At 54.3% G+C, this 18,014-nt stretch carries 23 protein-coding genes; 13 read left to right on the top strand and 10 right to left on the bottom strand.

Annotated elements, in window-relative coordinates:
• Nucleotides 1–6 precede the first annotated feature (6 nt).
• From WFN75_RS04145 to flgB, 5 genes are read right to left on the bottom strand one after another with little or no spacing between them, the layout of a single operon-like run.
• The gene (locus WFN75_RS04145; protein ID WP_046885706.1) at nt 7–762 is read right to left on the bottom strand and encodes a flagellar basal body rod protein FlgF; all 756 of its coding nucleotides are present in this window, start codon (nt 760–762) and stop codon (nt 7–9) included.
• Nucleotides 763–782: 20 nt separating this feature from the next.
• The gene (flgE, locus tag WFN75_RS04140) at nt 783–2,045 is read right to left on the bottom strand and encodes a flagellar hook protein FlgE (RefSeq protein ID WP_263616318.1); all 1,263 of its coding nucleotides are present in this window, start codon (nt 2,043–2,045) and stop codon (nt 783–785) included.
• A gap of 26 nt (nt 2,046–2,071) precedes the next feature.
• A complete protein-coding gene (gene flgD / locus WFN75_RS04135) occupies nt 2,072–2,767 on the bottom strand; it encodes a flagellar hook assembly protein FlgD (protein ID WP_040076174.1) in 696 nt (231 codons plus the stop codon).
• An 11-nt stretch (nt 2,768–2,778) separates the two neighbouring features.
• Nucleotides 2,779–3,183 carry a flagellar basal body rod protein FlgC gene (gene flgC, locus WFN75_RS04130; protein ID WP_040076175.1) on the bottom strand — a complete coding sequence of 135 codons (405 nt, stop codon included), beginning with the start codon at nt 3,181–3,183 and terminating at the stop codon, nt 2,779–2,781.
• Between the two features lie 2 nt (nt 3,184–3,185).
• Nucleotides 3,186–3,602 carry a flagellar basal body rod protein FlgB gene (gene flgB, locus WFN75_RS04125; protein ID WP_046885708.1) on the bottom strand — a complete coding sequence of 139 codons (417 nt, stop codon included), beginning with the start codon at nt 3,600–3,602 and terminating at the stop codon, nt 3,186–3,188.
• A 159-nt stretch (nt 3,603–3,761) separates the two neighbouring features.
• On the opposite strand from flgB, the gene flgA reads away from it, so the two are divergent.
• From flgA to flgN, 3 genes are all read left to right on the top strand, one after another.
• Nucleotides 3,762–4,421, top strand: coding sequence for a flagellar basal body P-ring formation chaperone FlgA (gene flgA, locus WFN75_RS04120; RefSeq protein WP_046885740.1), 660 nt, complete (start codon nt 3,762–3,764; stop codon nt 4,419–4,421).
• A gap of 93 nt (nt 4,422–4,514) precedes the next feature.
• On the top strand, nt 4,515–4,802 hold the full coding sequence (gene flgM, locus WFN75_RS04115) for a flagellar biosynthesis anti-sigma factor FlgM (RefSeq protein WP_336995651.1): 288 nt from the start codon (nt 4,515–4,517) through the stop codon (nt 4,800–4,802).
• Between the two features lie 7 nt (nt 4,803–4,809).
• On the top strand, nt 4,810–5,235 hold the full coding sequence (flgN, locus tag WFN75_RS04110; RefSeq protein WP_040076178.1) for a flagella biosynthesis chaperone FlgN: 426 nt from the start codon (nt 4,810–4,812) through the stop codon (nt 5,233–5,235).
• A 53-nt stretch (nt 5,236–5,288) separates the two neighbouring features.
• Here flgN and murJ read toward each other — a convergent pair whose 3' ends face one another.
• The 4 genes from murJ to rimJ form a co-directional block, all read right to left on the bottom strand.
• Nucleotides 5,289–6,824: a murein biosynthesis integral membrane protein MurJ gene (gene murJ, locus WFN75_RS04105; protein WP_040076179.1), complete on the bottom strand. Its 1,536-nt coding sequence runs from the start codon at nt 6,822–6,824 to the stop codon at nt 5,289–5,291.
• A gap of 129 nt (nt 6,825–6,953) precedes the next feature.
• Nucleotides 6,954–7,877: a Gfo/Idh/MocA family protein gene (locus WFN75_RS04100; RefSeq protein ID WP_336995650.1), complete on the bottom strand. Its 924-nt coding sequence runs from the start codon at nt 7,875–7,877 to the stop codon at nt 6,954–6,956.
• Nucleotides 7,878–7,879: 2 nt separating this feature from the next.
• On the bottom strand, nt 7,880–8,530 hold the full coding sequence (locus WFN75_RS04095) for a YceH family protein (RefSeq protein WP_040076181.1): 651 nt from the start codon (nt 8,528–8,530) through the stop codon (nt 7,880–7,882).
• 9 nt (nt 8,531–8,539) lie between these two features.
• Nucleotides 8,540–9,124 (bottom strand): ribosomal protein S5-alanine N-acetyltransferase, encoded by a 585-nt coding sequence (rimJ, locus tag WFN75_RS04090; RefSeq protein WP_040076182.1) that lies wholly within the window; start codon nt 9,122–9,124, stop codon nt 8,540–8,542.
• A 232-nt stretch (nt 9,125–9,356) separates the two neighbouring features.
• On the opposite strand from rimJ, the gene mdtH reads away from it, so the two are divergent.
• From mdtH to WFN75_RS04040, 10 genes are all read left to right on the top strand, one after another.
• Nucleotides 9,357–10,565 (top strand): multidrug efflux MFS transporter MdtH, encoded by a 1,209-nt coding sequence (gene mdtH, locus WFN75_RS04085; RefSeq protein ID WP_046885711.1) that lies wholly within the window; start codon nt 9,357–9,359, stop codon nt 10,563–10,565.
• 62 nt (nt 10,566–10,627) lie between these two features.
• Complete coding sequence (gene grxB / locus WFN75_RS04080) at nt 10,628–11,275, top strand: glutaredoxin 2 (RefSeq protein WP_046885712.1); 648 nt, start codon at nt 10,628–10,630, stop codon at nt 11,273–11,275.
• A 124-nt stretch (nt 11,276–11,399) separates the two neighbouring features.
• Nucleotides 11,400–11,960, top strand: a complete 561-nt coding sequence (locus WFN75_RS04075; RefSeq protein ID WP_046885713.1) for a lipoprotein — start codon at nt 11,400–11,402, stop codon at nt 11,958–11,960.
• A gap of 124 nt (nt 11,961–12,084) precedes the next feature.
• Nucleotides 12,085–13,131, top strand: coding sequence for a dihydroorotase (gene pyrC, locus WFN75_RS04070; RefSeq protein ID WP_336995649.1), 1,047 nt, complete (start codon nt 12,085–12,087; stop codon nt 13,129–13,131).
• Between the two features lie 74 nt (nt 13,132–13,205).
• Nucleotides 13,206–13,451 carry a DNA damage-inducible protein I gene (dinI, locus tag WFN75_RS04065; protein ID WP_046885715.1) on the top strand — a complete coding sequence of 82 codons (246 nt, stop codon included), beginning with the start codon at nt 13,206–13,208 and terminating at the stop codon, nt 13,449–13,451.
• A gap of 269 nt (nt 13,452–13,720) precedes the next feature.
• Nucleotides 13,721–13,975: a biofilm formation regulator BssS gene (gene bssS / locus WFN75_RS04060; protein WP_040076189.1), complete on the top strand. Its 255-nt coding sequence runs from the start codon at nt 13,721–13,723 to the stop codon at nt 13,973–13,975.
• A 116-nt stretch (nt 13,976–14,091) separates the two neighbouring features.
• Nucleotides 14,092–15,207: an N-methyl-L-tryptophan oxidase gene (gene solA, locus WFN75_RS04055; protein WP_336995648.1), complete on the top strand. Its 1,116-nt coding sequence runs from the start codon at nt 14,092–14,094 to the stop codon at nt 15,205–15,207.
• Nucleotides 15,208–15,264: 57 nt separating this feature from the next.
• Nucleotides 15,265–15,384: a YceO family protein gene (locus WFN75_RS04050; protein ID WP_046885716.1), complete on the top strand. Its 120-nt coding sequence runs from the start codon at nt 15,265–15,267 to the stop codon at nt 15,382–15,384.
• A gap of 254 nt (nt 15,385–15,638) precedes the next feature.
• Nucleotides 15,639–16,205 carry a cytochrome b gene (locus tag WFN75_RS04045; RefSeq protein ID WP_207293461.1) on the top strand — a complete coding sequence of 189 codons (567 nt, stop codon included), beginning with the start codon at nt 15,639–15,641 and terminating at the stop codon, nt 16,203–16,205.
• Nucleotide 16,206: 1 nt separating this feature from the next.
• Nucleotides 16,207–16,782, top strand: coding sequence for a YceI family protein (locus tag WFN75_RS04040; protein ID WP_040076191.1), 576 nt, complete (start codon nt 16,207–16,209; stop codon nt 16,780–16,782).
• Nucleotides 16,783–16,826: 44 nt separating this feature from the next.
• Here the strand turns inward: WFN75_RS04040 and trhO are convergent, their stop codons facing one another.
• Entirely contained in the window at nt 16,827–17,876 is a 1,050-nt protein-coding gene (trhO, locus tag WFN75_RS04035; protein WP_046885718.1) for an oxygen-dependent tRNA uridine(34) hydroxylase TrhO, read from the bottom strand.
• Between the last annotated feature and the right edge of the window lie 138 nt (nt 17,877–18,014).

Here is an 18,014-nt window from a genome sequence, read left to right as displayed (position 1 = left end):
GTCCTGTTAAGTCATTGCCAACAGTTGGTTAGCTTTGCCCGCGTTCTCATTCACGCTGCTGATAACTTTCATCTGCATCTCGAAACGACGTGCGCTGGCGATCATATCGGTCATGGCTTCAACCGGTTTAACGTTACTGCCCTCCAGTACGCCAGACATAACGCGAATGGTTGGGTCAGCCTGCAGGGCTGCGCCTCGGGTTGCCTGTGCCGCCTGCGTCAGACGGAAGATACCGTCGTCGCCACGCTGCACTTCGTTACCCTCGGCCTTTACCAGCTTCAGACGGCCGACCGGCGCCACCGTATTCGGCGGATCGCCCGGGTTAAGCGCGGAGATGGTACCGTCTGCGGCAATAGTGACCTCAGAGCCTTCCGGCACGGCGATCGGTCCTGCTTCGCCAATCACCGGACGCCCCTGAATCGTCAGTTGTCCCGCCGCATTCACCTGAATGTTACCGTTACGGGTATAACCTTCTGTACCGTCTGCGGTCTGTACCGCCAGCCAGCCATCCTGCTGCAGCGCCACGTCCAGCGGACGCGAGGTGTAGTCCATTTGGCCAGGGGTCATATCTGCGCCCGGCGTCGAGGCGGTGACCAGCGTACGCGTTGGCAAGGACAAGCCTTCTACCGGCACCGCACGCAGCGCATTGAGCTGGGCGCGAAATCCGGGTGTCGAGGCGTTAGCCAGGTTACTGGCGGTCACTGCCTGCTGATTGAGCGTCTGACTGGCAGCGCCCATCGCGGTATATATTGCGTGATCCATTAAGCTATCCCGTCAGCCACTTAGCGAAGGTTAACCAGCGTGTTAAGGATCTGGTCCTGGGTTTTGATTGTCTGCGCGTTCGACTGGTAGTTACGCTGCGCAACGATCATATTCACCAGTTCTTTACTCAGATCCACGTTCGACGCTTCCAGCGCACCGTTGGTCAGTGAACCGAAGTTGCCGGTACCGGCGGTACCCAGCAGCGCCACACCAGAAGACTGGGTCGCAGACCAGACGTTATTACCTTCGGACTGCAGACCTTCGTTATTGGCGAAGTTCGCCAGCACGATCTGGCCCAGAACCTGGGTCTGTTCGTTGGAGTAGTTACCCACAACGGTACCGTCATCGTTGATCTGATAGCTGACCAGATCGCCTGGCTTATAACCGTTCTGGTTAGTGGCCACGATGTTGTTCGCACCGGTGTTCTGCTGCATGGAGTTGAGGAAACTCAGCGTGAACGGGGTTGGCGTCGCACCATTTAATGCGCCGGTGGTGATGGCGATTGACGGTTCCGCATTTTTAGTCCCGCTCAGCACGCCCGCTGCGTCGTAGTTATAGACGCCTTCCAGGTTACCGCTGCTGTCAAAGCTCATCTGCGCCGCTTTGGTCGGCGTAGAACCATTTACGCTACCGTCCTGGGTATAGAGATCCCATTTGTTGTCCGCTGCTTTCACATAGTAGACATACATGTTGTGGGCATTACCCTGGCTGTCGAAGACCGTCACCGTCCCTTTTTTGTTATAGCTGTCCGGGTTCGGGCTATTGGTCGTAGCGTCGAATGCGACGGACGGCACTTTGTCAGTCGAGTTCAGGTTAATCTGCTGGGTGGCAGTATCAGTTGGTTTTGCCGACATCAGCGTATTCGGGATGGTGATCGCCTGTGGGTTCGCACCGGTCTGCACCGTTGGTGGCGTACCCGCGACCGGATAACCGGTCAGCTGCAGACCCTGCATGTTCACCAGATTACGGTTTTCATCCAGGCTGAATTGGCCATTACGGCTATAGAACACGGAACCGTTGCTGTCGACCATACGGAAGAAACCGTTCTGGCTAATGGCAACATCCAGGCCACGGCCGGTGTTGGTCGTGGTGCCGTCGGTGAAATCCTGGGTGATGCCGGCCACTTTGACGCCCAGACCCGCTTTAGAACCCGCAAACATATCCGCAAAAGAGGCGGTTGAGGATTTAAAACCATAGGTCGCGGAGTTGGCAATGTTGTTACCAATGACATCGAGGTTGGTGGCCGCAGCATTCAGGCCGCTGACCGCTTGAGAAAAGGCCATGACTTACTCCTGATAAGTATTAAGGCTTAGATAATCTGCCGAACTTGGTCGAGCGTGGTGGTACCGTAGGTACCCAAATCCAGTTTGTTGCCATCGCTACCCCGCGTGACGCCCTGAACCAGCGCAAACTGCAGAGGTTGTGCCACCAACTGGGTCGTGCCGCTGCTGGCAGAAATGGCAACGTTATAAGAGCCGTTCGGCGCGGTCGTGCCGTCGGCCAGCGTGCCATCCCAGGTAAAGGTGTGAACACCCGCTTTCAGTTCACCAATATCAATGGTGCGAACGACGGCGCCAGCCTTATCGGTAATGGTGGCTGTCACTTTGTCGGCAGGCTGCTGCAGCTCAACGCCAAACGGCGTTGTCGACGTATTGCTGGTACCATCGGTAGTGTTGGTACCGGCAAGGATGGTGCTACCCGGGATCATCACGCCATGACCAATCAGGCTGCTTGCCTGCAATGACTGGCTGTTGTCGATCTGGCCGGAGATAGAGCCCAGGGTGGTGTTCAGTTTTTCGATGCCGCTAACGGTACTGATCTGCGCAAGCTGCGTAGTCAGTTCGTTATTCTGCATCGGGTTGGTGGGGTCCTGGTTTTTCAACTGCGCCACCAGTAGCGTTAAGAAGCTGCTCTGCAGATCCGACGCTTTGCTACCCGTCAACGAGCTGGAGCTGGCTGCGCTGGTAGCATTGGTGGTGTCATTCATATTGACTGCAATGGACATGCGAGTCTCCTTTACTGACCGAGAGTAAGCGTTTTGAGCATCATGCCCTTGACGGTATTGAGTACTTCAACGTTTGCCTGGTAGCTGCGGGAGGCAGACATGGTGTTCACCATCTCACCCACGACATCCACGTTTGGCATTTTGACGTAGCCATTGGCATCGGCCAGCGGATTGCCTGGCTCGTACACCAGTTTGTCCGGCGCCTGGCTCTCGATCACATCAGCGACTTTTACCCCACCGGTCGCTGCGCCTGGCGCAGCATTGACCTGGAAAACAACCTGTTTTGCACGGTAGGGTTGACCATCTGGGCCCGTCACGCTGTCGGCGTTTGCCAGGTTACTGGCAGCCACGTTCAGACGCTGGGACTGGGCGGTCAACGCGGAACCGGCGATATCAAAAATATTCAGTAAAGCCAAAATTAATTGCCTCCCTGCAGGACATTCATCATGCCTTTAATTTGTCCACCGAGAACGGTCAGCCCCATCTGGTACTTGAGGCTGTTATCGGCAAACTGCGTACGCTCCCGGTCCATATCTACGGTGTTGCCGTCGAGGGATGGCTGATCGGGAACGCGGTAAAGTAAATCGGTGGTCGGGGTGTTAACGACCTGAGCGGGAATATGGCGTGCAGATGTCAGCGCAAGGGCAACGCCGGTGTTTTCGGCCCGTCCACGCTCCATCACTTTTTTAAGTTCACTGGAAAAATCAATATCGCGCGCCTGAAACCCGGGGGTATCAGCGTTCGCGATATTGGCGGCCAGAATCTCCTGACGCTGGGCGCGTAAGTTGAGCGCTTCCTGCTGAAAACGTAGCGCGGCGTCGAGTTTATCGAGCATGTCTCCTCCGCTGATGGCAAAATTTCAGTTCACAGCTTAAATCTCAACCCGTCACCCTTATCGACGGAATAAGCGCAAAATGCGTCGCTATTTATTGCGTTGATGAGAAAGGACGACAGGTAGAATCCCTCCCATCCTGGAACTGGCGGGTATTTTATGATGCGCATTTTCAAACGTGGTCTTGCGGCAACCTTATTGCTCTGGAGCGCCCTCTCTTCGGCGCAGGATCTGGACGCGCAGCTGACGGCATTTTTTGCCCAGCGGCTGGCCGGCATTAGCGATGAGGTCACCGTGACCATTCGTTCCCCGGCTAACCTGTTGCCGAGCTGTGAGCAGCCCTCATTTAGCGTACCGGGCAGTGCCAGACTGTGGGGCAATCTCAGCGTGCAGACACGTTGCGCCAATGAGAAGCGCTACATTCAGGTTGCAGTTCAGGCGATGGGCAATTATGTTGTCGCCTCCCAGGTGATTGCTCGCGGCAGCGTGTTGCAGCCCGGTAGCGTAACGCTTAAGCGCGGCAGACTGGATCAGTTGCCACCGCGCACCATGCTGGATATCAACCAGGCGCAAGATGCCGTCACGCTTCGCGATGTGGCGCCAGGGCAGCCGCTGCAATTGAGTATGCTGCGTCAGTCATGGCGTATTAAAGCCGGTCAACGCGTGATGGTTGTCGCCAGCGGAGACGGCTTTAGCGTGAACAGTGAAGGCAAGGCGTTGAACAACGCAGCGGTGGCGCAGAATGCCCGCGTGCGTATGGCTTCCGGCCAGGTGGTCAGTGGAACGGTCGGTTCTGATGGGAATATTCTGATTAACCTATAATCTTTTTAAAGATTTTGCGGCGGCTGCCGATAAAGTAGTAACAAATGATGATGTCAGGCACCAACGCCGCGAACCCTCTATGAGGACAACACAATGAGCATTGATCGTACATCGCCCGTAAAGCCGGTTAGCACTGTACAAACTCGCGAAACGAATGACACTGCCACGCCAAAAACTCGCCTTGAAAAAACGGCGTTGGCTAACAGCACCAGCGTGACGCTGAGCGATGCCCAGGCGAAGCTGATGCAGCCGGGTAGCAACGATATTAATATGGAACGCGTTGACGCGCTGAAAACCGCTATTCGTAATGGCGAACTAAAAATGGATACCAGCAAAATTGCTGACGCGCTGATTCAGGAAGCGCAAAGTTTCTTAGAGTAAAAACCGTATGAGTCGTCTCTCGGAAATACTGGATCAAATGACGGTCATTCTTAACGACCTGAAAACGGTAATGGATGCTGAACAACAACAGCTCTCTGCCGGGCATATCAGCGGCAGCGCACTTCAGCGAATTACTGAAGATAAAAGTTCGCTGCTCGCCACTCTGGATTACCTGGAGCAGCAGCGTCGCGCTGAGCAAGTCTCCCAACGTAGTGCGAATGATGATTTCGCCGAACGCTGGCAAACAATTACAGAAAAAACCCAGCAGTTGCGCGACCTTAACCAGCACAATGGTTGGTTACTGGAAGGACAGATTACCCGCAACCAGCAGGCGCTGGAGGTTCTGAAGCCACATCAGGAGCCGGGCCTGTATGGCGCGAATGGACAACAGTCCGCCTCGCGCGGCGGCGGCGGTAAGAAGTTTTCTATCTAATCGCGCCAGCGAGAGAGGAACGGGGAGCACAGTCTGTGACTCCCCTTTTTTCGTTACGCCGTACGGCGGGTGAACTCTTTCACTTTAAAACCGAGAATGGCCAGGGTCGCAAAGTAAGCCACCACGCCGGTCACCACGACCGCCATTAACCGCAGCAGTCGATAGAGCATCGTGCCCTGCGCCCAATCCGGCATCACATGCAGCATGCCCACTAATGCCGCCGCCATCACCAACACCGCTATCACCAGACGCACCAGGAAACGTGCCCAACCCGGCTGCGGAGTAAAGATCTTCTGTTTACGCAGTTGCCAGTAGAGCAGAGCGGCGTTAAGACATGCCGCCAGACCGATAGAGAGTGCCAGGCCGGCGTGCTTAAGAGGGCCAATAAACGCCAGGTTCATCAGCTGGGTCATGATTAAAGTCACGATGGCAATTTTGACCGGCGTTTTGATGTCCTGGCGCGAATAGAAGCCCGGCGCCAACACTTTCACGACGATCAGCCCCATCAGTCCTACCGAATAGGCAATGAGCGCCCGCTGGGTCATGGCCGCATCAAACGCGGTAAATTTGCCGTACTGGAACAGCGACACGGTCAGCGGCTTGGCCAGGATCCCCAGCGCCACCGCGCTGGGAAGTGCCAGCAGGAAGCAGAGCCGCAGCCCCCAGTCCATCAGGCGGCAATATTCATCATGATTGCCGCTGGCAAAGCTTTTCGACAGTGACGGCAGCAAGATGGTGCCCAGCGCCACGCCCAGCACGCCAGAGGGAAACTCCATCAGACGATCGGCGTAATACATCCATGAAACCGATCCTGAGGCAAGGAAGGAGGCAAAAATGGTGTTGATAATGAGCGAGATCTGACTAACGGAGACGCCCAGGATCGCCGGCCCCATCTGTTTGACGACACGCATCGCCCCGGCATCGCGCAGGTTGATGCGCGGCAAGACCAGCATGCCAATTTTCTTCAGATGCGGTAGCTGATAAGCCAGCTGCAACACGCCGCCGACGGTCACCGCCCAGGCAAGGGCCAGCACCGGAGGGTTAAAGTGCGGCGCGGCAAACAGCGCAAATCCGATCATGCTGATATTGAGGAACGTGGGGGCAAACGCCGGTACCGAGAAGCGGTTCCAGGTATTGAGAATCGCCCCTGCCAGAGAGGCGAGCGATATAAGCAAAATATAGGGGAAAGTGATCTGCAACAGCTGGGTGGTGAGAGCAAATTTGTCCGCCGTGTTGGCAAAGCCTGGCGCGGTCACCATGATAACCCACGGCGCTGCCAACATCCCCACCACGGTGACGATAGCCAGCGCCAGGGTCAGCAGACCCGAAACGTATGAGATAAACACCCGGGTGGCATCTTCGCCCTGCTTGCTTTTGTACTCAGCCAGGATTGGGACAAACGCCTGCGAGAAAGCCCCTTCAGCAAAGATACGACGCAGCAGGTTTGGCAACTTAAAGGCGACGAAAAAGGCATCGGTCGCCATGCCTGCACCAAAAACCCTTGCCACAATGGCATCGCGTGCAAAGCCCAGCACGCGAGAAAACATGGTCATCGAGCTGACGGCGGCCAGCGATTTTAATAGGTTCATTAACGTGAATTTCCACAACCACACGGCAAAACGCCTGCAGTGCAGGCGTTGAAAGAAGCGCTTAGTCTACCTGGATTCCGGGGAATTACTATCGGCAGATGTTACAGGGGTTGAACCCGCAGATAACGGTTACTCGCTCATCGCCTCGCGCCACAGCTTCTCGACGATGCGCTGAGCCATAATGGCCTGCTCGCCCGCCGTCTCCGGAATGGTCTGATTTTGTACGCATTCAATAAAGTGATGCGCGCAGCCTGCAAAACCCCGCTGCTCCAGCGTACTCTGCCAGCCCGGTACCGGGCGGTGTACCACCCCCTGCCCTCTCTCTTCTCGCCACTCACGCATATCGGTGATATCCACCAGCGCACCGTCCGTGACGGCCTGGATCCACTCCCGTTGACTGCCCGCCCGACGATGCATGGCGGTCGTAATCTGCAAATGGTTAATACTGAAATGGTGCTCGGCATAGACCATCTCGCCTTGCTCGTTCGCCAGCAGGGTGCCGCTATCGAGCTGCGCGTTACCGCCTGCCAGCCACAGTGCGGTGTCTACCACGTGCAGATAGTCGTCGAGCAGCGTGAAGCGCAGATCGCCGGGGCCGACGCTGTCAGCGCGGTGCTTATCCATCCGCAGAGAAGCCGCGCCGGAGAGCTGGCTTTTCAGCGACTGATACAGGGGGGCAAAACGGCGATTGAAGCCCACCATCAGGGTGAGTTTTTTCCGCGCGGCCAGCTCAATCAGACGCTCGGCATCCTGGATATTTTCTGCCAGCGGTTTATCTACGCAGACATGCACGCCGGCGTTGAGCAGTTCGCTCACCACCTGGTAATGGGTGGCCGTAGAGGTATGAACAAAGACCGCGTCGCACTGCTGGGCCAGTTCGGTCAGCGAGCCGGCATAGGGCATGCGGAAGGTCTCACAGATACGCAGCGCTTTATCCCGCGACGGAGACCAGGCCCCCTGCAGCGTCCAGTCGGTGGCGGCGCTCAATACCGGCAGCCAGGCTTTCTGAGCAATGCCGCCCAACCCTACAACACCTACGCGTAATTTTGTCACGATTAATCTCCCAGATGTGCCAGCAGCGAATCGAGCCGCTGTTTTAGGTCGGCGACTTCTCCTTCCAGCGCCTCGACGCGGGCAAGCAGGCTCTCATCCTCTACCGGTGCCACCGCCTCAACGACGTTTATCAGCGTTTCGACATTGCCGCTAAAGAGATGCATATAACGGCTCTCACGTTTGCCCGGCTCCCGCGGCAGACGCAAGACATAGGGCCCGTCTTCGCGGGAGGCCAGATGTTCCAGCGTTTGCTCAATCTCCTGCATATCGGCAAATTCATACATCCGCGCGGCACGGCTGCGCAGTTCACCCGGGGTTTGAGGCCCACGCAACAGCAGTGTGGTAATGACCGCCACCTCGGCGGGATTGAGTTTCAGGTCGCCAAATTCAGAGTTACAGAAACGCTGCTCGTACTTTGTGACGCGGTTGCCGAACCCGCTCACTGTTCGTAGATAGTGGCGCTTGACCAGCGCATCAAGTAGATCCTGAACCTCATGTTCTGCAAGGTTCATCACCGGCTCGCGGTTAGTTTTTTGGTTACAGGCAAGCGTCACGGCATTGATCGACAGGGGATACTGTTCAGGGGTGGTGATCTGTTTTTCAAGCAGGCTGCCGATCACCCGCGCTTCCATAAGCGATAACTGATATTTCATAACATCTCCTTAGCGTCCTGCGCTCCACTCTTTGGTTGTGAGCGCCGTGAGGACATGATCGCGCCACTCGCCGTCTATCAATAGATAATCTTTCGCGTATCCCTCTTTTTCAAAGCCGAGACGCGCCAGCAGATCGCCGCTGCGCTGATTGTGCGGCATATAGTTCGCCATAATGCGGTGAATATGTTGGGTGCGCTGCATATAGCGAATGGCGGCGGAGAGCGCCTCGAACATCAACCCCTGCCCTTGCCACTTCTGGCCAATTGAATAGCCGAGATAGCAGGCATGAAAAGACCCGCGCACCACGTTGGAAAAATTGGCGATGCCGATGATCTCTTTTTCATCGGGATCGAGCAGCGCGAAATAGAATGCCGAGCCCTGCTTATGGAACTCTGCAATCATTCCCAGGCGCGCCTGCCACCCGGAGGGATAACAGTGGCTCTCATCCCGAATGGGCTCCCAGGGTTTTAAAAACTGACGATTCTCGGCGTAATAATCCGCCAGACGCCAGGCATCACGCTCGTGCACCAGACGCACAACCAGCCGGTCGGTCGTCAGGCGCACCTTCGGCACATTACTGCGATAGCCAAACATCGATACCACTCCTTCCCGTTACAACCTCGGCCCGTTATCTTTACTATACCTGTGCGGTTGCCGTCTGTGAAAACAGTGACATACCATTTTCGTGACTTTTCACACTTTACGATGAAAAGCGCCAATCAAAGTCTTCGTTTGATAAAAAAATATTGTCGCCGGGACAGTGGGAAAATTGTTCATAACCCCGCAGAATATTAGCGCGCTTACCTTTTAATTTCCCGGAGGGGAAATGTCCCGCATCTCGCAGGCCCGGAACCTGGGTAAATACTTCCTTCTCGTCGATAACATGCTGGTGGTACTGGGCTTTTTTGTCGTATTCCCTCTGATTTCGATCCGCTTTGTGGATCAAATGGGCTGGGCGGCATTAATGGTCGGTATTGCCCTCGGCCTGCGCCAGTTTGTGCAGCAAGGGCTGGGGATCTTTGGTGGCGCGATTGCCGACCGCTTCGGCGCCAAACCGATGATTGTCACCGGCATGCTGCTACGTGCGGCCGGGTTTGCCACCATGGGCATTGCTCACGAACCCTGGATACTGTGGGCCTCCTGCCTTATCTCCGGGCTCGGAGGAACATTGTTTGACCCACCGCGCACCGCGCTGGTGGTGAAACTGATACGTCCGCAGCAGCGTGGACGGTTTTTCTCCCTGTTGATGATGCAGGACAGTGCCGGCGCGGTGATTGGCGCTCTACTGGGTAGCTGGCTACTGCAGTATGATTTCCGCCTGGTCTGCGCCGTGGGTGCCGTCCTCTTTATCCTGTGCGCGGGCTTCAACGCCTGGCTACTGCCTGCGTGGAAACTCTCCACCGTTAAGGCCCCGGTGCGCGAAGGGATGGGCCGGGTGCTGCGGGACAAACGCTTCGTCACCTACGTGCTCACCCTGGCGGGTTATTACATGCTGGCGGTGCAGGTCATGCTTATGCTGCCCATCATGGTCAACGATATCGCCGGCTCTCCGGCAGCGGTGAAATGGATGTATGCCATCGAAGCCAGCCTGTCGCTGACTCTGCTCTATCCGATTGCCCGCTGGAGCGAAAAGCGGTTTCGTCTGGAGCACCGGTTAATGGCTGGACTGCTGTTAATGTCGATCAGCATGCTGCCGATCGGGATGGTCAGCTCGCTACAGCAGCTGTTTATTCTGATCTGCACTTTTTACATTGGCTCGATCATCGCCGAACCGGCACGTGAAACCCTGAGCGCCCAGCTGGCGGATGCCCGTGCACGCGGTAGCTATATGGGCTTTAGCCGCCTCGGACTGGCGATTGGCGGTGCGCTGGGTTATGCAGGCGGCGGCTGGCTGTTTGATGCCGGCAAAGCATTCAGTCAGCCGGAGTTACCCTGGGTGATGCTGGCGGTGATCGGGGTGATCACCTTCTTCGCGCTGGGCTGGCAGTTCAGCCACAAACGTAGCGCGGGCACCATGCTGGAGCCCGGGGCCTGATTTGTCTCATGCTTTTTTCTCCTCCATACTGACTATTGATGGTCAACAACTGGAGGAGAAACGTGAAACTTTATATTTACGATCACTGCCCGTTCTGTCTTAAAGCCCGAATGATTTTTGGTCTGAAGAATCTACCCGTCGAACTCATCACGCTGCAGAATGATGACGAAGCAACGCCCACGCGGATGATTGGTAAGAAAATGGCCCCCATCCTGCAAAAAGACGACAGCCGTTACCTGCCCGAAAGCATGGATATCGTCCACTATGTCGACCAGCTTGATGGCAAGCCGCTGCTCACTGGCAAGCAAAACCCCGCCATTGAAGAGTGGCTACGCAAAGTGAACGGTTACGTGAATCGTCTGCTTATCCCCCGCTTCGCGAAATCTGCGTTTGATGAGTTTTCTACACCAGAGGCCCGTGCGTACTTCGTTGAGAAGAAAGAGGCCGCTATCGGCAGCTTTGATGAGCATATGGCCCACACCGCCGGTCTGGTAAAAAATATCAGCGATGACCTGCGGGCGCTGGACAAGCTCATCGTCCAGCCTAACGCCGTCAATGGCGAGTTATCTGACGATGATATTCACCTCTTCCCACTGCTGCGTAACCTGACGCTGGTCGCGGGCATTACCTGGCCAACGCGGGTCGCGGACTATCGCGATAACATGGCGAAGCAGACCCAAATCAACCTTCTCTCTTCCCAGGCACTGTAAGCCCGGACGGGCGGGCACCCTCTGCCCGCCCGTTGATTTCAGCTTTTTCTGCTGGTCTGTAACACTCTCGCCTGACATACTGGCTCGTCGGGCGTTAAGTGCTGACATTATGTTGAGGAAAAACATGAAGAAAATCGTTATTGCCGCTGCGTTTATAGTGAGCGGCCTGCTGGTTGGTTGCAATCAGCTTACTCAGTACACCGTCAGCGAGCAGGAAATTAACCAGGCGCTTCAGAAACATAATAATTTTGCCAAAGATATCGGCGTCCCCGGCGTGGCGGATGCGCATATTGTACTGACCAACCTGGACAGTAAGATTGGCCGGGAAGAGCCAAACAAAGTGATGCTCTCTGGTGATGCCAGCCTGGACATGAACTCCCTGTTTGGCAGCCAGAAGGCCAATATTCAGCTCAAATTAAAAGCGCTGCCGGTCTTCAACAAAGAAGAAGGGGCGATTTATCTGCAGGAGATGGAGATTGCCGATGCGGTCGTCACGCCGGAGAAAATGAAACCGGTACTTCAGACCCTGATGCCTTATCTCAACCAGTCGCTGCGCAGCTACTTCAATAAACAGCCAGCCTATATCCTGAGTGAAGATAAGAGCAAAGGCGAAGCGTTGGCGAAGAAATATGCCAAAGGCATTGAAGTGAAGCCGGGAGAAATCATAATCCCCTTCACTGAGTAAATATAACGGCGCTTCGGCGCCTTTTTTTTGTAAAAAGAGTGCAAACGAAAACGTTTCCGCCTATCCTTTGTGTCCGGCAAAAAACAGCCTTCATGACTGATTCCTACCAAGCCGGAGCATACTAATGACTGCACATCCCCAGGTTCTGAAAATCCGCCGTCCTGACGACTGGCATATCCATCTGCGTGATGGCGACATGCTGGCCACCGTCGTGCCTTATACCAGTGAAATTTATGGCCGCGCGATTGTCATGCCTAACCTGGTACCGCCAGTCACTACCGTTGATGCCGCTATTGCCTATCGCGACCGCATCCTCGCTGCCGTACCGGCCGGGCATGACTTTACGCCGCTGATGACCTGCTACCTGACTGACACGCTGGATCCGGCAGAGATTGAGCGAGGCTTTACCGAAGGGGTTTTCACCGCCGCCAAGCTCTATCCGGCAAACGCCACCACCAACTCCAGCCACGGCGTGACCAGCGTCGATGCCATTGTGCCGGTACTGGAGCGCATGGAGAAACTGGGCATGCCGCTGCTGGTGCACGGTGAAGTGACTCATGCCGACATCGATATCTTCGATCGTGAAGCCCGCTTTATCGATACCGTGATGGAACCGCTTCGCCAGCGCCTGCCGGGTTTGAAAGTGGTGTTTGAACACATCACCACTAAAGATGCCGCAGATTATGTCCGCGAGGGCAACGAGCATCTGGCGGCAACCATTACCCCACAGCACCTGATGTTTAACCGCAACCATATGCTGGTTGGCGGCGTGCGTCCGCATCTGTACTGCCTGCCGATCCTGAAGCGTAATATCCACCAGCAGGCGCTGCGTGAGCTGGTCGCCAGCGGTTTTGACCGCGTGTTCCTGGGTACAGACTCCGCGCCGCATGCACGTCATCGCAAAGAGGCCAGCTGCGGCTGTGCAGGCTGCTTTAATGCGCCTACCGCACTGGCGAGCTATGCCCAGGTCTTTGAGGAGATGAATGCCTTGCAACACTTCGAAGCCTTCTGCTCGCTTAACGGCCCGAAATTCTACAACCTGCCGGTTAACGATACGTTCGTTGAACTGGTGCGCGAAGAGAGCCAGGTGGTGGAGTCGATTGCCCTGACGGATGACACCGTAATTCCATTCCTGGCGGGTGAAACCGTGCAATGGACGGTTAAAGGTTAAAAAAGTGGTCTCCCCCTGTTGCGTTGGCAACAATAGAACTGTATAAATACACAGTATATTGCACAGGGGTTATTATGCGTATTGAAGTCACGATCGCCAGAACCACAGCCATGCCTGCCGGCGCGCTGGATGCGCTGGCGGGTGAATTATCCCGTCGTATCAACGATTCCTTTCCCGAGCGCGATGGTGCCGTTACCGTGCGTTATGCTGCCGCCAATAACCTGTCAGTATTAGGCGGTGCCAAAGAAGATAAAGAGCGCATCAGCGAAATCCTGCAGGAGACCTGGGAGAGCGCTGACGACTGGTTTATTACCGATTAAGTTTTACGCCCTCATTGTGTTTTTTGCCGGGTCGCCCCGGCTTTTTTTCGTTTCGTTTTAAGAAAGTTCCCCGCCCTGCCTGACTTCTTTTAAAATCGTGAGCATCACGGTGATTTATTGTTCGAACATTCCTAAAATGTAACTATTTACGTTGCGATGGTTTCTTTTTCCGATCAGAACCCTTATTTAATGTATACTGAAGTAGCTTCAGAAAAACACGCATTGAACCTCAAAGTCGTTGTCTTCTAACACGTATTAAGGGGGTTAAGATGGAAAAGAATAATGAAGTCATCCAGACCCATCCTCTCGTCGGCTGGGATATTAGCACCGTAGACAGCTACGACGCGCTGATGTTGCGCTTACACTACCAGACCCCAAATCAGGCGGACCGTGAAGAAGCGGAGGTTGGGCAGACTCTGTGGTTAACAACAGATGTCGCACGCCAGTTTATTTCTATTTTAGAAGCAGGAATTGCAAAAATAGAATCTGGTGACTACCAGGAAAATGAGTATCGTCGGCATTAAGAATATGCCCATTTCTCACTCAACAGGCACCTCAGGGTGCCTTATTTATTTCTCCCTTGTATAACCCCGCCATGTTAATTACTCTGCTATGTAAAGTGCAGCGTAAAGAGATTTATATGAAATACGATCTAATCATTATTGGCAGTGGTTCCGTCGGCGCCGCCGCAGGTTATTATGCAACGCGTGCCGGGCTGAAGGTATTGATGATAGATGCCCATATGCCGCCACACACCGAAGGGAGCCACCATGGTGATACCCGCCTGATTCGTCACGCTTACGGCGAGGGCGAGCGCTATGTCCCGATGGTGTTACGCGCGCAGGCGCTGTGGGATGAGCTGGCAGAGATCAGTGGTGAGGCCGTCTTTGAGCATACCGGCGTGATCAACCTGGGCCCTGCTGATTCTGAATTTCTGACAAATGTCGCCCAGAGCGCGCAGAAGTTTAACCTCAACGTAGAGTCTATGAGCTGCGAGGCCATAATGGCGCGCTGGCCTGAAATTCGGGTGCCTGACAACTATGTCGGTCTGTTTGAAGGCAGTTCTGGGGTGTTACGTAGCGAACTGGCGATTAAGACCTGGATCGCTCTGGCGAAAGAGTCCGGATGCGCGCAGCTATTTAACTGCCCGGTGAGCCGCATTCAGCATGGTGATGATGAGGTGACGGTAGAAACGGCTGATGGTGCTTATAGCGCGCATCGACTGCTGGTCAGTTCGGGGACCTGGGTCTCCAGCCTGGTGCCTGATCTGCCAGTGCAGCCAGTGCGCAAAGTCTTTGCGTGGTTCCAGGCCGATGGCCGCTATAGCAGTAAAAACCACTTCCCGGCGTTTACCGGCGAGTTGCCAGACGGCAATCAGTTCTACGGTTTTCCTGCTGAAAATGATGAACTCAAGATCGGTAAACATAACGGCGGGCAACCCATCACGTCCCAGCAAGAGCGCGTCCCCTTTGGTGCCATAGCCAGTGATGGATCGGAGTGTTTTACATTCTTACGGAATGTGCTGCCGGGCGTAGGCGGTCTGCTGCATGGAGCAGCCTGCACCTATGACAATACCCCAGACGAAGATTTTATTATCGATACGCTGCCAGGGCATGATAATACGTTGCTGATCACCGGCCTCAGCGGTCATGGCTTTAAGTTTGCCAGCGTACTGGGTGAGATTGCCGCGCAATTTGCCCAGGATATCACGCCGTCCTTTGATCTGACGCCCTTCTCCTTAGCACGCTTTCGCTGATAATTGCCCCAGGCTTCGGGATGCCGAAGCCTTTAACTTTTCGCAAATGGGAAGTGAATGCGACGCCTTCTTAACTATCTGATCAACAATATTCGTGAGCATCTGATGCTCTATATTGTGCTGTGGTCATTATTAGCCGTTATCGATGTCGTTTATATTCTGTTCTATGCGGCATAACCCCTGACACAACCTTACATTTCTTAAAATAACTATAAATTCATCGCAAATAATTTGAATGTTATTAACCCAATCAAATCGGCTTTAGGGCTGTTAAACAGTTCATTTTTTACGAAAAAGCTGATGTAAAATCCCTGTCATCATCAAAGTAACTGAAAGATAAAAATTAATATTCATTATTATTAAATATCATTTGCATTACTATTTCCGACACGTCATGTTGACCGCACATTAATATTATTGCGGTATTGACTATGCAGTTACGTAATTCCCCGACACGCTATGGTGTTATTTCCCTTTTATTACACTGGGTCACGGCCATTGTCGTTTATGCCATGTTTGGCCTCGGGTTGTGGATGGTCACGCTTAGCTATTACGATGGCTGGTACCATCAGGCACCCGAGCTGCATAAGAGCATTGGCATCCTGTTGATGATGGGTCTGGTGATCCGCATTATCTGGCGCCACGTCTCCCCGGTACCGCCGCCGCTGCAAAGCCAGACTCGCCTGACCCGACTGGCCGCCGCCTCGGCCCATATCGCCCTTTACGGCCTACTCTTTGCCATTCTGATTAGCGGCTACCTGATTTCCACCGCCGACGGCAAGCCCATCAGCGTATTCGGCCTGTTTGATGTCCCTGCACTACTGGCAGATGCCGGTACGCAGGCGGATCTCGCGGGTTCACTACATCTATGGCTCGCCTGGAGCCTGGTTGTTCTTTCCGTTTTACATGGCCTCGCCGCCATCAAACATCACGTTATCGATAAAGATGCCACCCTGACACGTATGTTGGGTAAAGCGTCGTCTGACTCTGGAGCATAAGATGAAAAAAAGCCTGCTGGGATTAACCTTAGGAACTCTGCTGTTCACCACCGGCGCCGCCGTTGCAGCAGACTATACAATTGATAAACAAGGGCAGCACGCCTTCGTCAACTTCCGCATCCAGCACCTGGGGTACAGCTGGCTGTACGGCACCTTTAATGATTTCGATGGGTCTTTTACCTTCGATGAAAAAAATCCGGCTGCCGATAAAGTGAATGTCACGATCAATACCAACAGCGTAGACACTAACCACGCTGAGCGTGATAAACACCTGCGCAGCGCAGAGTTCCTGAACGTGTCGAAGTTCCCGCAGGCGACTTTCGCGTCTACAGAAGTTAAAAAAGCAGGTGACGGACTGGATATCACCGGTAACCTGACCTTAAACGGCGTGACTAAACCAGTGACGCTGGCAGCGAAGCTGATTGGTCAGGGCGACGATCCGTGGGGCGGCAAACGCGCCGGGTTTGAAGCTGAGGGTAAAATCCGTCTGAAGGACTTTAATATCACTACCGATCTGGGTCCGGCATCGCAGGAAGTGGATCTGATTATTTCTGTTGAAGGCGTGCAGAAGAAGTAAGTGAAGTCGGCCCGGTTGCTCGCTGCAGCCGGGCCGGACAGCCGTTATTCCGGGTCAGGAATACCCAGGCGGGTATTGAGACGACCACGCGACTTATTGAAGATTTTATTACCGTTTTCACGTCCCGCGCGGCGACGGCGCTGCTCCTCTTCAGGCAGAGCGCTCTCTTCGCTGCACAGTTCACTACAGCAGCCATTAAACTTCTCAGCACATGCCGGGCACTGAATAAACAGCAGATGACAACCATCGTTTTTGCAGTTGGTATGCGTGTCGCATGATGTACCGCACTGATGGCAATGCGAGATCACATCCTCTGAAATTCGCTCACCCATCCGCTCATCGAAGACGAAGTTTTTACCGATAAATCGTACCGGCAGGCCCTGCTCACGGGCACGGCGGGCATACTCAATAATGCCGCCCTCAATATGCCACACCTTATTGAAGCCGTTGTGCTTCATCCAGGCACTGGCCTTTTCACAACGGATCCCACCGGTACAGTACATAACGATCTTTTTATCTTTATGTTCCTGCATCATCTCAACGGCTTTAGGCAGTTGCTCACGGAAGGTATCTGCCGGGATCTCCAGCGCATCCTCGAAATGGCCCACTTCATATTCATAGTGGTTACGCATATCGATAAACACTGCATCGGGATCGTCGAGCATGGCATTCACTTCAGCCGCCTTCAGATAGTCACCCACGTCACTGGCATCGAAGGTCGGGTCGTCAATCCCATCGGCGACGATGCGTTCACGCACTTTCAAACGCAGCACCCAGAAGGATTTACCGTCATCTTCCAGCGCCACGTTCAGACGCAGCCCATTCAGTGCAGGATCGAAGCCGTAGAGATAATCACGTAACGCGTCGACTTTGCTTTCAGGCACGCTAATCTGCGCATTGATGCCCTCTTTAGCCAGATAAATGCGGCCAAATACGTTCAGCGCAGTCAGGGCTTTGTAAAGGGTGTCACGCGTTTCGTGCGGATTGACGATGGTGAAGTATTTATAGAACGAGATAGTCGTGCGCGGCTCTGTTTCGGCCAGCATGCGCGCTTTTAACTCCTCGTTCGAAATGCGGTTGTGTAACACTGGCATGGTGTACGGTTCCTGCAATCGTTAGAGAATCAAATCGGGCCGCATGATATAGCAAACAATGAGAATTTACATCCCTTCATTTTGCGCTACATTTCTGACTCACAAAATTTCGTTTTGCGCTTTACCCGCAACATGAGA

Source organism: Leclercia sp. UBA7405 (assembly GCF_037152215.1).
Classification (GTDB): Bacteria; Pseudomonadota; Gammaproteobacteria; order Enterobacterales; family Enterobacteriaceae; genus Enterobacter; species Enterobacter pneumoniae.
The sequence above is the reverse complement of the archived record's forward strand: the minus strand, read 5'-3'. Positions and strand labels throughout refer to the sequence as shown.

Excerpts from the sequence above, each read along its gene's own strand:
- WFN75_RS04145 (WP_046885706.1), bottom strand. The coding sequence starts at position 762 with ATGGATCACGCAATATATACCGCGATGGGCGCTGCCAGTCAGACGCTC.
- flgE (WP_263616318.1), bottom strand. The coding sequence starts at position 2,045 with ATGGCCTTTTCTCAAGCGGTCAGCGGCCTGAATGCTGCGGCCACCAAC.
- flgD (WP_040076174.1), bottom strand. The coding sequence starts at position 2,767 with ATGTCCATTGCAGTCAATATGAATGACACCACCAATGCTACCAGCGCA.
- flgB (WP_046885708.1), bottom strand. The coding sequence starts at position 3,602 with ATGCTCGATAAACTCGACGCCGCGCTACGTTTTCAGCAGGAAGCGCTC.
- flgA (WP_046885740.1), top strand. The coding sequence starts at position 3,762 with ATGCGCATTTTCAAACGTGGTCTTGCGGCAACCTTATTGCTCTGGAGC.
- flgM (WP_336995651.1), top strand. The coding sequence starts at position 4,515 with ATGAGCATTGATCGTACATCGCCCGTAAAGCCGGTTAGCACTGTACAA.
- flgN (WP_040076178.1), top strand. The coding sequence starts at position 4,810 with ATGAGTCGTCTCTCGGAAATACTGGATCAAATGACGGTCATTCTTAAC.
- murJ (WP_040076179.1), bottom strand. The coding sequence starts at position 6,824 with ATGAACCTATTAAAATCGCTGGCCGCCGTCAGCTCGATGACCATGTTT.
- WFN75_RS04095 (WP_040076181.1), bottom strand. The coding sequence starts at position 8,530 with ATGAAATATCAGTTATCGCTTATGGAAGCGCGGGTGATCGGCAGCCTG.
- rimJ (WP_040076182.1), bottom strand. The coding sequence starts at position 9,124 with ATGTTTGGCTATCGCAGTAATGTGCCGAAGGTGCGCCTGACGACCGAC.
- mdtH (WP_046885711.1), top strand. The coding sequence starts at position 9,357 with ATGTCCCGCATCTCGCAGGCCCGGAACCTGGGTAAATACTTCCTTCTC.
- WFN75_RS04075 (WP_046885713.1), top strand. The coding sequence starts at position 11,400 with ATGAAGAAAATCGTTATTGCCGCTGCGTTTATAGTGAGCGGCCTGCTG.
- pyrC (WP_336995649.1), top strand. The coding sequence starts at position 12,085 with ATGACTGCACATCCCCAGGTTCTGAAAATCCGCCGTCCTGACGACTGG.
- dinI (WP_046885715.1), top strand. The coding sequence starts at position 13,206 with ATGCGTATTGAAGTCACGATCGCCAGAACCACAGCCATGCCTGCCGGC.
- bssS (WP_040076189.1), top strand. The coding sequence starts at position 13,721 with ATGGAAAAGAATAATGAAGTCATCCAGACCCATCCTCTCGTCGGCTGG.
- solA (WP_336995648.1), top strand. The coding sequence starts at position 14,092 with ATGAAATACGATCTAATCATTATTGGCAGTGGTTCCGTCGGCGCCGCC.
- WFN75_RS04050 (WP_046885716.1), top strand. The coding sequence starts at position 15,265 with ATGCGACGCCTTCTTAACTATCTGATCAACAATATTCGTGAGCATCTG.
- WFN75_RS04045 (WP_207293461.1), top strand. The coding sequence starts at position 15,639 with ATGCAGTTACGTAATTCCCCGACACGCTATGGTGTTATTTCCCTTTTA.
- WFN75_RS04040 (WP_040076191.1), top strand. The coding sequence starts at position 16,207 with ATGAAAAAAAGCCTGCTGGGATTAACCTTAGGAACTCTGCTGTTCACC.
- trhO (WP_046885718.1), bottom strand. The coding sequence starts at position 17,876 with ATGCCAGTGTTACACAACCGCATTTCGAACGAGGAGTTAAAAGCGCGC.